Here is a 12,499-nt window from a genome sequence, read left to right as displayed (position 1 = left end):
GTGAGCGGAGCCACGGGCGCCGGACCGGCCGGTACCTCGAGGGGTACGGAGGACGACGGCGGCCGTGGCTCCGCCGCGCGTGCGGCGGACCCGCAGACGACCAACCTGAAGGCGATCAAGTCCTCGACCAAGGACGAGCCGTCGCCTGACGCGCACGAATCACAGGGGGGAACTGTGACGGACACCCGAGGTCCGCAGACCCAGCAGGCCAAGTCCGGTGCGGGGACGTCCGCCGCCGGAGCGCGGCCGCAGCCGGCCGCGCAGGAACCGGCCACGGCCTCGCCCCTGCCCGGCGAACGCACGTCACAGCAGCAGGCCGGCCCGTACCACCCGCCGCAGGCCTACCCGGCGCAGCAGCAGGCGGCGGCCGGCGCCGGTGCGGTACGGCGTCCGCGCACGGGGGCGAGCACCACGCCCCGCGTCCGCAAGGCGCGGCTGCGCGTGGCAAAGGCCGATCCGTGGTCGGTGATGAAGGTCAGCTTCCTGCTCTCCATCGCCCTGGGCATCTGCACGATCGTCGCGTCCGCCGTGCTGTGGATGGTCATGGACGCGATGGGCGTCTTCTCGACGGTCGGCGGCACGATCTCCGAGGCCACCGGCTCGAACGAGTCCAACGGCTTCGACCTGCAGGCTTTCCTGTCCCTGCCCAACGTGCTGCTGTTCACGTCGGTCATCGCGGTCATCGACGTGGTCCTGGCGACCGCCCTCGCGACGCTCGGCGCGTTCATCTACAACCTGTCCGCGGGCTTCGTGGGCGGGGTGGAGCTGACGCTCGCCGAGGACGAGTGACGTCACCTTCGTCGCTGTCCTGAAGAAGCCGTCTGGCGATGCACTGACAACCGATTTTGGGACTGCCCATGTCGTGCGCTAATCTTCAGGAGTCAGCGCGCGGGACACACACCGCAGAGCGCGGCGGGGCTATAGCTCAGTTGGTTAGAGCGCATCCCTGATAAGGATGAGGCCACAGGTTCAAATCCTGTTAGCCCCACCAGCGAAAAGACCCCCAGCCGATAGCGGCTGGGGGTCTTTGACATCCATGGCTGACATCAGCCGATGAGCGGATCTTCCAGAAGCTCGGCGAGCATGCCCACCGCTTCGCGCTCACTGTCGCCGACCACGTGCGTATAGACGTCCATGGTCATGCTGATCTGGCTGTGCCGGAGGATCGCCTGAGCGACCTTGGGGTGCACCTTCAGGAAGGCGAGCAGGGTGCCGCAGGTGTGCCGGGCGAGGCGGACAGTGATCCGGCGGACGCCAGCCCGCTTGACGAGCCGATCGAAGGTGCGGGAGAAGCCGACCGGGTCGATCATGCCGCCGTGCTCCGAGGAGAAGATCAGGTCATGGTCCGGCTCCTGGGACCAGTGCTCACCGGCGATCTTTTGTTCCAGGGCTTGCAGCTCGCGCCGCTCCTCCAAGACGCGGGCGCAGAACTCGGGAAGCGGGAGCACGGCCTGTGAGGACTCCGTCTTGAGGTCCTTGAGGACCAGGCCGACGCCCTTGACCCGCTGAACCTGCTTGACCGGGGTGAAGCGGCTGGCCTCGAAGTCGATGTCCTGCCAGCGCAGCCCGAGCACCTCGCTGCGGCGGAGCCCGAGGACCAGAACGAGGACGCAGGCCGCGTAGAGCCGGTGAGCGCGGACCGACCGTAGGAACGCGATGGCTTCCCGGGCGTTCCATGCCGTGCCCCTGTCTTTGGTGACCTTGGGCATATCGACCAGGAGCGCGACGTTGCGCGTGACCAGCTCCTCGCGCATGGCCCGGTTGAGGGCGTTGCGGAGGACGCGGAGGACCTCGAAGCGGGCCGAAGCACCAACCTTCTCCCGGGCCAAAGCCGCCATGAAGACGCGGATCTGTGCCGGGGTGAGCTTGACCAGCGATTTTTTGCCGAGGTGAGGCAGCAGGTAGAGCCGGACCTTGGACTCGTACTTCACGTACGTGTTGTGCTCGCGTTCCGGCTTGACGATGTGCTCCAGCCAGTAGGCCAGCCACTCGCCGAGCGTCCAAGACCGAGAGGGCACCGGGATGCCGTTGCGCTCCTGGTCCTGGAGCTTGCCGAGCTTCTCGTTGGCTTCATCCCACGTCCGGCCGTACACGTACTTGCGCACGCGGTGGCCGTCCGTATCGGTTACGTAGGCGGCGCCGTGGTACCGGCCATCGGACCGCTTGGTGATCGTGCCGCCGCCGTTGGGCCGACGCTTCGCCATCAGGCAGCCTCCCCGATCTGGCCAACGATGAAGTCGCGGACCGCGTGGTCCGGGATGCGACGGCACCCGTCGACTTTGATGGACACGAGGCGGTGCGTCCGGATCAGGTCGTAGACCTTGGTACGGCCCACCTTCAACCGCGCCATGACCTCAGGCACGGTCAGCAGTTCCGGGGCAGCAGTGGTCATGCAGCGGCTCCTTCCAGGTCGAGCAGGGCGGGTAGTTCCTCGCGGGCGATCTCGCGGTTGTGCTGGATGTCGCGGCGGATGTTGGCGGCGAGCCAGGATTCGCCGGGAGTGTGGCCGTGACCGGCGTAGGACCAGTGGGCGAGGGTGAGAGTGGTTGCTTCCTCGTCGTCGGGGTCGGGCAGGCCGAGGGCTTCGCGTTGCTGGGTGGCGCGATAGTCGGCGCGGGTCTGGCGCAGGGCGCCGAGAGTGGTGGAGTAGCGGCGGGACTTGGTGGAGAAGTGGCCGCGGAAGCCGAGCATGTGGGCCCAGTCCCGCAGCTTGCGGTCCGGATAGAGCGCGTGCAGGTCGAGGCAGGCCTCGATGAGCCGGGCAGGGTGGTCGGGGACGCCGAGGAGGACCAGGGCTTCCTTGTTGCCGATGCGGCGGTCGACGGTGCCGGTGGTCTCGGCTGCTTTGGTGGCGTACTTGGCGACGTAGGAGGCGACGGCCTGTTCGCTGATTTCCTCGCCGTCGTCGAAGGCCCGGATGGGGCGTACGTCGACCTGTTTGCCCCAGCGCAGGGTGCGGGCGGGCTGGTCTCCTGCCGCGGGCACGTCGACGGTGACCCGGGCGGCGGCGGCATGGATGGAGTCGGTGAGCAGGTCGAGGGTGGCCCAGGCAGGCGGGGGGTCGTCTGGCCCGTCGGGGCCATCGAAGCGGATCACGGCATGGAAGTGGACGGACCCGCGCTTCTGGTACTCGGCGACCTTGCCGAAGGAGACCCGGGACTGTTCCTTGGCGTCCCTCTGGGTCAGTCCGGCCCGCTTGGCGATCTCGCGGCGCAGGTAGATCGTGAAGTAGCGCCACAGCTCGGAGGCGTGGTTGTTCCACAGCACGGCGCCCGCGTAGTCGTACGTGGCGGCATCGAGGGGGGTGCCCAGCTCGGGCGCGTCCTCGCCGTGGCGGGTACCGCAGCGGCAGGGCCGGTTCCCGAGACGGTTGTGGACCGGCCCGAACGAGGGCGGGGTCAGGGTCGCGAACACCCGCGGGTGGTCGCGGATGGTGTGCGGAGTGCCCTTGTCGGGGTCGCCGACGAGTCCGGCGCGGATGAGGTGGTAGGTGTCGCCAGCGTAGGTCCAGGCGCAGGCCGGGCAGCGGGAGGCACGGCGGTTGCCGCAGGCGACGCGAAGCCGACCGCCGGGCTCGGTGTCCGTCGAGTACGAGTGCAGGACCTGCCCGGTGACCGCGTCACGGGTGACGGTGGTGCCTTGCAGGTGGATGGGGTCGGAGCAGCCGCCGGTGCGGCGGATCTGTTCTTGGATGCGGTCGAAGCCGGGGGACCCGGCCACCCTCAGCACGTCGGCGAGGGTGGCCGGGTCCAGGCCCGCCATAGTGGCGGTGTCGGTCACGCGTCCTCCTCCTGGACGGTGTGGCGGTCGATCCAGTCCTCGGCGCAGACCTTGTGGACGGGCTTGCCGCGGTCGGAGCGCAGGGGGGTGGGCTTGGTGCAGATCACGCAGGGCTTGTCGCCGGTGTGGTCGAAGTGCTCGGGCGAGCGCCAGTCGAGGAGAGCCACGGCGGTCACCTCCCGGCCCGTGCGAGGGCGGCGGGTAGGGTGCGGCCGGTGCCCTGGCAGGTGCGGCACTCGATGCGCAGGAGGATCCGGGAGCCGTCGTGGTGGCGTGCGCCGGTGGTGATGGCGACGACGGGGAAGCCGTCGCAGTCGCGGCAGACGGGCGTGTTCTGGGCGTGCTCGGGCATGATGGGGTTTCCCTTTCGGGTCCGTTGGGTCTGGAAGGGGTGCAGGCGCCCGGAGCGGCGGAAGTTTGGCGACCGAGGCCGCTCCGGGGGCCGTTCAGCGGCGGCGGTTGTTGCGCTTGGAGTAGGCCGGCGGGATGGACTCGTAGGACTCGCGGCCCTGCTGGAAGGAGGCGCGGTCGCTGTCGCTCATGCCGGACTCGCCGATCTGGCGATTGATGCGGCCCAGGGCCTTGCGGTCGCCGTGGCGCTTGGCGATGGCGTACTCGCGGCCCAGTTCAGCCATTTCCGGGTTGGACGGGGTGTCGTTGCTCTTACGGCTGAAGATGCCCATGTCAGCGGTTCCTTTCGGCGTTGAGGAGGGAGCGGAGGACGACCGCGCACACGGCCACGGAGGTGGCGGTGATGGCGACCGCGAGGAGCATGGAGACCAGGACCGCGCCGACGACCAGGACCACGGCGCCACCACCGGCGGCGAGGGCGAGCGCGCTACCCGGGGTGAGCTGGACCGTCGGCCGGTTCGACGCCGCGGGAGCGACCGGCACCGGGGCCGTCGGCTGGACGGACGCCGGGGCCTGGGCGGTCGACGCGGTGGCCGTGACCGGTGGTGCGGTGTCCTGGGGCGGGTACTTCGGGGTGAACACGAGGGGGGTCCCTTCTACTTGAGGACGGTGCCGAGGGCGGGGGCGAGGAAGCTGTCGGCGACGAGGTAGCCGCCGACCAGGAGCACGGCGACCAGCCACCACGGCGGGCGGGCGAGCTTGATGCCGAGCCATCCGACGGCGAGCAGGGCGAGCCAGAGCGGTACGTCCATGGCGGTCTCCTCTCAGGCCTTGCAGCGGTGGGTGCGGGCGGCGAGTTCGGCCGCCGAGCGCTTGACGTACTCGACCGAGAAGTCACAGCCGGGGGCGGTGCAGGCGGCGGTGTGCTTGTCGCGGCCACGGCCGTCGTAGGCGGTGGCGACCTGCACGGGGCCGATGCGGATCAGGTCGCGAAAGCGTCGGTAAGCAGGCACGGCGATTTCTCCCTTCTGGTCAGGTGAGTTGGAGTTCGGCAGCGATGGCGTCGGCCATCGGGGCAGGCAGTTGGAGCCGGGCTGACAGGGCGTCGGCAGGCATCGGTGTGCCGGTCGAGGCGCGGTGTGTGTCGGCGATCTTTCGGGCGTGGTCGAGGAGCGCGGCCGGGACGACCGGCGCCGGGGGCGGGGTGGGCTTCGGCGGGGCCGGTGCGAGTTCCGGCGTCGCAGCCGCAGGCGGTGCAGGCTCGGGTTCGTCGGTGCGGTGCATCTCGACTTCCGGCGCGGCCGACTCGTCGTCCACAGGCTGTGCAGGAGCAGTGGGTTCGGTGGGGGTGTGGACCAGGAGGGTTCCGCCGAGGAAGGCCAGGGCGGGCCAACCGGCGACGAGGATGCGCAGCCAGGCGGGCACTTGGTTCAGGTCGAGGAGTCCGGCGGTGGCGATGTTCGCGCCGAGTGAGGCTGTCAGGGCGATGACGAACCAGGTCCAGGCGGAGCGGTCACAGCGGGCGGTGCGCAGTCGGCGCCAGGCGGCGACCAGGAGCAGGTCGACGCTGATCGGGTAGGCCCAGGCTTTCCAGCCGGTCTGTCCGGCGGCTTCGGCCAGGTCGTGCAGGTGGGCGAAGGACAGGGCGCCAGCGATGACGGCTTGGACGAGGACGGCGTCCATGCGGATTGAGCGGGGCATATGAGGCACCTCCCTTCACGGAGGTCGGGCCGAGGGCGGGCGACCAGCGATGTCAGGCCGCCCGGCCCCGGCGGGTTCAGTCGGTGCAGGCTTCGCCGGTGCCGAGGCAGGTCAGGCAGAGGGCCTCCTGCCGGTCGTTGCTCAGACGCTTGCGGCGTCCGCCGACCTGGAAGGACTCGGAGGTCTGGCCTGCCTGGCAGTCCGGGCACGGCTTCGGGGCGGGCTTGCGGCGGCGAGTGGTCTTACGTTCGGCCATGACGTCCTCTCTTCGGGCATGGCTCGGGTAGGGACCTGGCGCGATGCGGTCGCGCCGACCGTGGCGGTTCGGGTGGGTTACTCGGTGACCGGACGGGGCTTGACGAGCGACGGACCGGCCGCCGGTGCCTCAGCGGGCACGTAGGGGCGGAACGGTTCGAGGAACGGCAGCTCTGGGACCAGGTGAGCGAACTCCCGGCAGATGGCCACCGCTTCGTCCCGCGAGGTCTCCGGGGTGCGGATCTTCGACCAGCCGCCGGAAGCGTCCGCTGCGACGGCGGTTCCCGGGCGGTTCATCGGGATCAGGCTCGCGGCCGGGACTGCGTCGGGGGCCACGTCTGCCAGGCCCATTTCGGCGGTCTGCTTGTCGTTGACGCGGTGCACCACGCGGCCGGTGAGCTGAGCGCGGAGCATGGTGGCCCCCTTGCCGAGGTCGGAGCCGAAGCGCTGCCCGCAGATCTCCAGATAGATGCCGATCGCCCGAGCCATCTGCGCGAGCCGGATCAACGCGGTGACGATCCGCTCCCGGCGCTCCTCATCCTTCCTGGAGGAGATCAGGAACAGTTCCGCCACCTCGTCCACCAGGACCACCACCGGCACAGGCCGCACCTCGTCGGGCAGCTCCCACAGGTCCGAGACCCCATGACGACTCAGCAGGTCGAAGCGGTCTTCCATCTCCGCAACCAGCACGCCGAGCAAGGAGGAGGCATCATCGGGGCTGGTGACCAGCGCCGACAGCCGGGGCGTGAACGCGGACTGCTCCACCCCGCGCTTGCAGTCGATCCCGACCAGGGCCACCGGCAGTTGCGCCAGCCCCTTGATCAGGTTGCGCTGATACATGGACTTGCCCGAGTGGTTCGCACCGAGCGTGAGGGCCATCGGGGCCTTGCGGTAGTCCCGCTCGAACGCGGTCCCGTCCTCACGAACCGCGACCGGCACGGCCATGTCGTGCGGGCGAGCCTTGCGCGGCATCCGCACCCTGCGCAGCACGTCATAGCCGGTCATCCGCAGTTCCACGAAACCGGGCTTGGTTTCGACCACGGTCACGGAGTGGACGCCCCAGGCGTGCCGGAGCCGCTCCGAGGAAGCCATCACATCCGCAGGCTCCAGACCAGCCGGAAGCCGCAGAGTGACCCGCAGCCCGGTCGATGTGCCGCGTACCCGGCGGATCTTCGGCGGGACCGGCTGCACCTCCCGGCGGGCCACGCTGCGGGTCATGAACGCCCGCAGACGCGATGGGTGCACCGTCAGCCCACACACGTCCATCGTCGACCGGTACGACAGGATGAACCGGCCCCAGGTGACCGGCATCCCAACCAAGGACCAGTACACACGCGGAGCGCGTACCTTCGCGTAGCCGAGACCACCGGCGCCCGCTAAGGCTCCCGTGGCCTCCAACCACATCGTCAGGTCACTCATGATCAGGCCGCCGGAGTAATCGCGACCGCGCGGAACGAGATGCCGTGGCGCTTCTGGCCGTTGAACTCGTTCTCCCAGTCACGGGCCTTCAGACCGATGACCTTGACCGGCATGCCCGGCTGGAGACCCTCGGGGTAGCCCGTCTCCGGGATGGTCACCTGGTAGAGGTTGCCCTCCCCCTCATCCGAGACGAGCAGACCCACGGTCGACAGACCCGCACCCGTGTCCCGGTCCACGGCCCGCTCACCGGTCTTCTTGTTGGCCATCTTCGGTTCCGGCGCGGTCGCTACGAACACGATGGCGGTCGACGTGTCGATCTTGAAGGACGGCATTATGGAGTCTCCCTTTGGGGAAGGCCCCGGGCTGCGTCGTGATCTTGGCGGATGGCACGCAGTCCGGGGCCGCTTGTGTTTGCGACACCATCGAAGCTACTCGCAGAAAAACTGCGAGTCAACAGAAAAGCTGCGACTAGTAGGAGATCTCCGAGTCTGCGAGACTGGATGCGACAAGAAGGAGGAAGAAATGGCCAACTATGGGCTTTTTGTTCGCTTCACGCTGCGCGACGGTGCAGGGGAAGCGTTTGACGCGCTGGTCGAGCAGACCGCAGCAGGGATCCGGGCGCACGAACCGGGCACGCTGATCTACTCGTGCCACACGGTCGAAGATGCGCCCAATGAGCGGACCTTCTACGAGCTGTACGCCGATCAAGCGGCCTTCGAGGAGCACGAGCGTCAGCCCCACACGCGTCACTTCCTGGCGGAGCGCTCCAAGTACGTTGAGAAGACCGAGGTTGACCGCCTCCAGCCGTATGCCGGCAAGTACCCGACCGAGGCCGAGAAGTGACGACTTCCGACACCAAGACGGCAGGTCAGAGGATCAAGGAGCTGCGCCGCGCCGCAGGCATGTCGCAGAGTGACCTTGCCGCCGCGATGGGGCGCTCAGAGAGTTGGGTGTCACAGGTCGAAAGAGGCGTGCAGCCCGTAGAACGGCTGTCGATCCTGCAATCTCTCGCCGATGCCCTCAACGTATCCGTGCGCGAGCTACGGCCGGACGCTGCTCCGGCGGAAGAAGCCGAGCCGGAGGAAGTATCGAAGAGCAACGACCTTGACGGGCTGCGGGTAGCCCTCACCGGTCACCCAGCGCTGGGCAGCCTTTTTGAACAACCGCCGACCGAACCGACTCCATCACTTGCAGACTTCCGTCAGCAGGTGGACGAGGCGTGGACTCTCGTGCACGCATCGAGCTACGCAGCACTGAGTGATCATCTCGCCAAGCTGCTCCCGAGCATCGAGACCGCAGTGCGCTACGCGCCAGCAGGAGAACGCGCAGAACTTCACGCCCTGCGTGCCAAGGCGTACCAGGTGGCGGCAGCCAGTTTCACCCGGCAGGACCAGGCGGATGCAGCGTGGATCGCGGCCGACCGAGCACTACAGGCTGCCGAACTCGCAGGACAGCCGTTGGAAGTCGTCGCAAGCCTGTTCCGTATGGCTCACGCCTTCATGCGGCAACAGCACATGGAGCAGGCAGAGCAGGCGGCAAAATCCGCTGCGTCCGTCATGGCTCCGAGAGCAGAGGCCCCAGCGTGCCCGCCAGAGGAGCTGTCCCTGTTCGGCGCCATGAACCTGGTTCTGGCAGTGATCAACGCGAGGGAGGGCAACCGAGGGCGGACCCATGAGCACATCGAACGCGCACGAGGAATCGCGGCGCGATTGGGTGGGGACCGCAACGACTTCGACACGGAGTTCGGGCCGACGAATGTCGAGATCCACGCGGTAAGCACAGCGGTGGAGTTGGGAGATGCCGGACTTGCACTGGAGGTAGCCCAACAGGTTGACCCGTCAGGTCTTTCCCCTGAGCGGCAGGCGCGTTTCCTGCTTGACGTGGCGCGAGCACACGCGCAGCGGCGACACGTCGGCGAAGCCACAGCCGCACTCCTGGAGGCTGAAATCCTGGCGCCCGAGCAGATCCACGACCACCACTTGGCTCGCGAGGTCATCCGCGACCTGATCCAACTCTCAGACCCTCGTGTCCCCGAGCCGCTGCGCAACCTGGCCGACCGGAGCGCAGTTGGCTAGTGGAGCTGTTACAGGTTTCTCTACCTCATCAAGTGCCCGCGCGAGGCGCGGGCTGGCCCCTGGGTCGGCCCCCACACGCCTACGGCGCAGGGGCCGCCCCTGGGGCCGCAGCGAGCTACGGCCCAGAAGTCGAGAACCGCGGAGCCCGGCAACGCTCAAAGCATGCCTCCGGCGGGGGCGCTCAGGCTCCGAGATGGAGGGGGCGCCGCTTGCGAGTGCCGGCCGGAGTATTGGCGTGCGCGGGGAGCTCCCATCCCGTCTGCCATCGACCCAGGCAGAGCCGAGCAGACGCGGCCCCTGGCGTCCAGGTCGTTCGTACAGTGGCGCGCTCCACCTGGACGCCAGGGACCACGCCCGCTCCACGGTGTGTGGGTCGACGGCAGACGGGATGGGAGCTGGGGTGAGTGGTGGGCAAGAGGGGTGGTCGGGTAACCGGCCTGGTCACAGTGCCACGAAGATCAGCCGATACGCTCCCTTCATGACTGCATCTCCGACGGGCTCAGAGGCAGTCCGCCCGACTGCACTGGGTGGCGTCTCCTTGGCTTCGCTGGGTGTCTCCCTCCTTACCTGGGCGCTTTGCTGGGTGAACGCGTACGTCGTCAATGACGACCTGCCGAACACCTGCGGCGACTTGCGTCGGCAGAGCTTTCCGCCGGAGGTGGCATGCGCGTCAGCGGACGGCACGCTGACGGGTGCGAACGCTGGCTGGGTCGAGGCCCTGTTCTTCGCCTCGCTCGTGGTGTTCGTGCTGCTCGCGAGCATGGTGCTGGCGCTCGCGTCCGTCCGCAGGAAGTGACGCTTACGGCCCAGATCCTGTGCCCCAGCCGTGCCCGATCGAGCGGGGAACACCGGGGAGCGTCGGGCACTCACGGACAGCACTCAACACGACGGCCCCTGACCGATTTTCCTGGTCAGGGGCCGTGCTCACTGCTCATCGCGCGGAGGCGGTGGGATTTGAACCCACGGTGACATCGCTGCCACGACGGTTTTCAAGGTTGTGCGAGGCACGCGGCCCTGCGTCGCAACCCCCACGCCCTGAACCGGCCGCTCACGAAGATGCCTACGCTGATGGACAGCGCGATCAACAGAACCGACGGCCCGCCGTCGAAGGTCACGTGACGGCCTCCGGCTGCCAACGACACCAGGGAAGCAATCGCCGTGAGGGTCGCGCCAGCCACGATAAGGAAGACCGCTATCTCGGCCCACCACATCGCCCGCGTCGGTTGAGTCGTCACGGTGACGTTGTACATGGTGCATCTGGTTGCTGTACAGCAGAGATGTGCAGCAACCCCCGCGGCTAAGACCGACCGCTGCCAACCCCAAGCAACCAGCTGACGTGCGGGACCGACCTCAGCGACCACCGTGCCCATAGTTCGCATCGAGGGGTAGCACCAGCGCCTTAAGCCCGTTCCTCTAGGCTGATCTGCATGGACATGCGCAGGATCGTCGCAGTGCTGGCCGAGGAAGCGGAGCAGCAGATCCAGGACCAGGTGTGGAAACTGGAGCCGAGCGACCGCGCACTCGCCCTTGAGACCGAAGCCGGTCTGCGCGACGTTGTCGGCCCGCCGAACGTCCAGGAGGACTTGCCGCAGATCAAGCGGCTCGAACACCTGCGGGAAACCCTCGCCGTCCTGGCTATCTCCCTCGCGCGTACTCACGGCCGTCTGGCCTGGTTTCTCTCCGGCGCTCTCAACGCGCTCGAACCGGTCCTGCGCTGGCGCGCCATGCCAGCCGACCGTGGCGGCAGCTTTGGCACTGTCCTCCCCAGCCCTGAGGAATACACGGAGGCGGAGGATGCCGTCCGCCGACTCCAGGACGCGCTTGCCGTGATCGCCGCCGAGACGGTGGACCTCGGCAGCGTTCGCCCAAATCAGGAGGCAAACGGAGTCTGAGGCGGCGAGAGTGCAGACCCCGACACACGTCCAAGCCCGAGAGAATGGCCGCGCTTGTCAAGGCTGCGTGCGGCGGCTGACATCAGTGGCTGACACCAACAAGCACGAACAGCAGCGGTCGGCGCCGGATCTCAGTGGACGATCGACCGAGGCGCAGGCGCGGTTGGTCGACGTTGACAGACCCCAGTGATCGACCTGATAAGGATGAGGCCACAGGTTCAAATCCTGTTAGCCCCACCAGCGAGAAGACCCCCAGTCGAATGCGACTGGGGGTCTTTCGGTATGCGTGGCCGGTGTACAGGCGGAGAGGCCTACGGCTGACGGCCGGGCCGATGGCCGTGGTCATCCGGTGGGCATGCCCTGGCTCGATGTCGCTGGAGCAGGACATGCGTAAGCCCGGCTGCTCCGCGGAGCAGCCGGGCTGTGTACGCAGTTCGCCGGGACGTTGTTCTTAAGCGTTCAGCGCTGGAGGGGTGTGAGATGGTCCGCCTCGGGGTCGGGGTCCTCGTCCGTGCAGTCGGTGCTGGGAGAGGCCGCCGTGTCCGCGGGCGAGCGGTGCCGGCAGCGGGGCGTCTTGCCGTGGGCTTCGGCGCGGATGCGCTGTTTCATCGTGGGGGGCAGGGCCCTGGGGGAGGACCAGGGGGACATCACCGGTGGCGCCGTCCGCTGCTGCGGGATGCTCGCGCGGTTGCTGTTGCTCTTCTGCTCGGTCTGCGGTACGGCCGCGGCGGCGGTCGTGGTGACCAGTCCGAGCGCCGTGCACAGCGCGAGGAAGGCGGTGACGATGGTGGTCCACAGCTTCATGACCTTGTTCCGGGCCATGGCCCCTCACTTTCGGGTCGGGCGATTTGCGTACTTTCCTCATGATGTGTATGGGGGGCGAGAAGTGGTGGATCTCCGCTTGTGGCGCGTCGATGTTCTGATGAACACCACCCGGATGGGCGCAAGAGGGATGAAAAGGTGAGGAGAGCATCGAAGGAAGGTCAAAGTAACCGTCCGTCGATGTGTGATCACCCTCAGATCGGA

General features: G+C 68.0%; 20 protein-coding genes and 1 tRNA gene. 6 read left to right on the top strand and 15 right to left on the bottom strand.

Annotated features, from left to right (window positions below; genetic code table 11):
• Positions 1-789 (top strand): DUF3566 domain-containing protein, encoded by a 789-nt coding sequence (locus ACFZDI_RS23170; protein ID WP_391252909.1) that lies wholly within the window; start codon positions 1-3, stop codon positions 787-789.
• A gap of 125 nt (positions 790-914) precedes the next feature.
• A tRNA-Ile gene (locus ACFZDI_RS23165) sits at positions 915-991 on the top strand.
• A 55-nt stretch (positions 992-1,046) separates the two neighbouring features.
• Here the strand turns inward: ACFZDI_RS23165 and ACFZDI_RS23160 are convergent.
• The 13 genes from ACFZDI_RS23160 to ACFZDI_RS23100 form a co-directional block, all read right to left on the bottom strand.
• A complete protein-coding gene (locus tag ACFZDI_RS23160) occupies positions 1,047-2,204 on the bottom strand; it encodes a tyrosine-type recombinase/integrase (protein ID WP_391252907.1) in 1,158 nt (385 codons plus the stop codon).
• Positions 2,204-2,392, bottom strand: a complete 189-nt coding sequence (locus tag ACFZDI_RS23155; protein ID WP_007453452.1) for a helix-turn-helix domain-containing protein — start codon at positions 2,390-2,392, stop codon at positions 2,204-2,206. The genes ACFZDI_RS23160 and ACFZDI_RS23155 overlap by 1 nt, the downstream gene beginning before the upstream one ends.
• Positions 2,389-3,780: a replication initiator protein RepSA gene (gene repSA, locus ACFZDI_RS23150; RefSeq protein WP_391252904.1), complete on the bottom strand. Its 1,392-nt coding sequence runs from the start codon at positions 3,778-3,780 to the stop codon at positions 2,389-2,391. Before repSA ends, ACFZDI_RS23155 begins: the two co-directional genes overlap by 4 nt.
• Positions 3,777-3,947: a hypothetical protein gene (locus ACFZDI_RS23145; protein ID WP_391252902.1), complete on the bottom strand. Its 171-nt coding sequence runs from the start codon at positions 3,945-3,947 to the stop codon at positions 3,777-3,779. Before ACFZDI_RS23145 ends, repSA begins: the two co-directional genes overlap by 4 nt.
• Positions 3,948-3,952: 5 nt before the next feature.
• Positions 3,953-4,132 carry a hypothetical protein gene (locus ACFZDI_RS23140; RefSeq protein ID WP_391252900.1) on the bottom strand — a complete coding sequence of 60 codons (180 nt, stop codon included), beginning with the start codon at positions 4,130-4,132 and terminating at the stop codon, positions 3,953-3,955.
• Positions 4,133-4,226: 94 nt separating this feature from the next.
• Positions 4,227-4,463, bottom strand: coding sequence for a hypothetical protein (locus ACFZDI_RS23135; RefSeq protein ID WP_391252898.1), 237 nt, complete (start codon positions 4,461-4,463; stop codon positions 4,227-4,229).
• 1 nt (position 4,464) lies between these two features.
• Positions 4,465-4,773, bottom strand: a complete 309-nt coding sequence (locus ACFZDI_RS23130; RefSeq protein WP_391252896.1) for a SpdD protein — start codon at positions 4,771-4,773, stop codon at positions 4,465-4,467.
• Positions 4,774-4,787: 14 nt separating this feature from the next.
• Positions 4,788-4,943, bottom strand: coding sequence for a hypothetical protein (locus tag ACFZDI_RS23125; protein ID WP_391252894.1), 156 nt, complete (start codon positions 4,941-4,943; stop codon positions 4,788-4,790).
• 12 nt (positions 4,944-4,955) lie between these two features.
• Positions 4,956-5,144, bottom strand: a complete 189-nt coding sequence (locus ACFZDI_RS23120) for a mobile element transfer protein (RefSeq protein WP_391252893.1) — start codon at positions 5,142-5,144, stop codon at positions 4,956-4,958.
• A 19-nt stretch (positions 5,145-5,163) separates the two neighbouring features.
• The gene (locus ACFZDI_RS23115) at positions 5,164-5,832 is read right to left on the bottom strand and encodes a DUF2637 domain-containing protein (protein WP_391252891.1); all 669 of its coding nucleotides are present in this window, start codon (positions 5,830-5,832) and stop codon (positions 5,164-5,166) included.
• 76 nt (positions 5,833-5,908) lie between these two features.
• Positions 5,909-6,088 carry a hypothetical protein gene (locus ACFZDI_RS23110; protein ID WP_391252889.1) on the bottom strand — a complete coding sequence of 60 codons (180 nt, stop codon included), beginning with the start codon at positions 6,086-6,088 and terminating at the stop codon, positions 5,909-5,911.
• Positions 6,089-6,165: 77 nt separating this feature from the next.
• On the bottom strand, positions 6,166-7,506 hold the full coding sequence (locus tag ACFZDI_RS23105) for an FtsK/SpoIIIE domain-containing protein (protein WP_391252887.1): 1,341 nt from the start codon (positions 7,504-7,506) through the stop codon (positions 6,166-6,168).
• A 2-nt stretch (positions 7,507-7,508) separates the two neighbouring features.
• Positions 7,509-7,838 (bottom strand): hypothetical protein, encoded by a 330-nt coding sequence (locus ACFZDI_RS23100; RefSeq protein WP_193505173.1) that lies wholly within the window; start codon positions 7,836-7,838, stop codon positions 7,509-7,511.
• A gap of 190 nt (positions 7,839-8,028) precedes the next feature.
• Here ACFZDI_RS23100 and ACFZDI_RS23095 point away from each other — a divergent pair, with 190 nt between their 5' ends.
• The 3 genes from ACFZDI_RS23095 (at position 8,029) to ACFZDI_RS23085 (ending at position 10,377) form a co-directional block, all read left to right on the top strand.
• On the top strand, positions 8,029-8,349 hold the full coding sequence (locus ACFZDI_RS23095) for an antibiotic biosynthesis monooxygenase (RefSeq protein ID WP_391252884.1): 321 nt from the start codon (positions 8,029-8,031) through the stop codon (positions 8,347-8,349).
• The gene (locus ACFZDI_RS23090; protein WP_391252882.1) at positions 8,346-9,581 is read left to right on the top strand and encodes a helix-turn-helix domain-containing protein; all 1,236 of its coding nucleotides are present in this window, start codon (positions 8,346-8,348) and stop codon (positions 9,579-9,581) included. Before ACFZDI_RS23095 ends, ACFZDI_RS23090 begins: the two co-directional genes overlap by 4 nt.
• A 583-nt stretch (positions 9,582-10,164) precedes the next feature.
• A complete protein-coding gene (locus ACFZDI_RS23085; RefSeq protein WP_391252880.1) occupies positions 10,165-10,377 on the top strand; it encodes a hypothetical protein in 213 nt (70 codons plus the stop codon).
• A 193-nt stretch (positions 10,378-10,570) separates the two neighbouring features.
• Here ACFZDI_RS23085 and ACFZDI_RS23080 read toward each other — a convergent pair whose 3' ends face one another.
• A complete protein-coding gene (locus ACFZDI_RS23080) occupies positions 10,571-10,831 on the bottom strand; it encodes a hypothetical protein (RefSeq protein ID WP_391252878.1) in 261 nt (86 codons plus the stop codon).
• A gap of 177 nt (positions 10,832-11,008) precedes the next feature.
• On the opposite strand from ACFZDI_RS23080, the gene ACFZDI_RS23075 reads away from it, so the two are divergent.
• The gene (locus tag ACFZDI_RS23075) at positions 11,009-11,473 is read left to right on the top strand and encodes a hypothetical protein (protein ID WP_391252877.1); all 465 of its coding nucleotides are present in this window, start codon (positions 11,009-11,011) and stop codon (positions 11,471-11,473) included.
• A gap of 459 nt (positions 11,474-11,932) precedes the next feature.
• On the opposite strand, the gene ACFZDI_RS23070 is transcribed toward ACFZDI_RS23075, so the two are convergent.
• Positions 11,933-12,295: a DUF6344 domain-containing protein gene (locus tag ACFZDI_RS23070; protein WP_391252875.1), complete on the bottom strand. Its 363-nt coding sequence runs from the start codon at positions 12,293-12,295 to the stop codon at positions 11,933-11,935.
• Positions 12,296-12,499: the final 204 nt, after the last annotated feature.

This window comes from Streptomyces sp. NPDC007907, from assembly GCF_042959365.1.
GTDB classification, from domain to species: domain Bacteria; phylum Actinomycetota; class Actinomycetes; order Streptomycetales; family Streptomycetaceae; genus Streptomyces; species Streptomyces indiaensis.
The sequence above is the reverse complement of the archived record's forward strand: the minus strand, read 5'-3'. Positions and strand labels throughout refer to the sequence as shown.

Bases quoted from the DNA above. Each gene is read 5' to 3' on its own strand.
- ACFZDI_RS23160 (WP_391252907.1), bottom strand. From the start codon at position 2,204: ATGGCGAAGCGTCGGCCCAACGGCGGCGGCACGATCACCAAGCGGTCC.
- ACFZDI_RS23155 (WP_007453452.1), bottom strand. From the start codon at position 2,392: ATGACCACTGCTGCCCCGGAACTGCTGACCGTGCCTGAGGTCATGGCG.
- ACFZDI_RS23140 (WP_391252900.1), bottom strand. From the start codon at position 4,132: ATGCCCGAGCACGCCCAGAACACGCCCGTCTGCCGCGACTGCGACGGC.
- ACFZDI_RS23135 (WP_391252898.1), bottom strand. From the start codon at position 4,463: ATGGGCATCTTCAGCCGTAAGAGCAACGACACCCCGTCCAACCCGGAA.
- ACFZDI_RS23125 (WP_391252894.1), bottom strand. From the start codon at position 4,943: ATGGACGTACCGCTCTGGCTCGCCCTGCTCGCCGTCGGATGGCTCGGC.
- ACFZDI_RS23115 (WP_391252891.1), bottom strand. From the start codon at position 5,832: ATGCCCCGCTCAATCCGCATGGACGCCGTCCTCGTCCAAGCCGTCATC.
- ACFZDI_RS23110 (WP_391252889.1), bottom strand. From the start codon at position 6,088: ATGGCCGAACGTAAGACCACTCGCCGCCGCAAGCCCGCCCCGAAGCCG.
- ACFZDI_RS23105 (WP_391252887.1), bottom strand. From the start codon at position 7,506: ATGAGTGACCTGACGATGTGGTTGGAGGCCACGGGAGCCTTAGCGGGC.
- ACFZDI_RS23100 (WP_193505173.1), bottom strand. From the start codon at position 7,838: ATGCCGTCCTTCAAGATCGACACGTCGACCGCCATCGTGTTCGTAGCG.
- ACFZDI_RS23095 (WP_391252884.1), top strand. From the start codon at position 8,029: ATGGCCAACTATGGGCTTTTTGTTCGCTTCACGCTGCGCGACGGTGCA.
- ACFZDI_RS23080 (WP_391252878.1), bottom strand. From the start codon at position 10,831: ATGTACAACGTCACCGTGACGACTCAACCGACGCGGGCGATGTGGTGG.
- ACFZDI_RS23075 (WP_391252877.1), top strand. From the start codon at position 11,009: ATGGACATGCGCAGGATCGTCGCAGTGCTGGCCGAGGAAGCGGAGCAG.
- ACFZDI_RS23070 (WP_391252875.1), bottom strand. From the start codon at position 12,295: ATGGCCCGGAACAAGGTCATGAAGCTGTGGACCACCATCGTCACCGCC.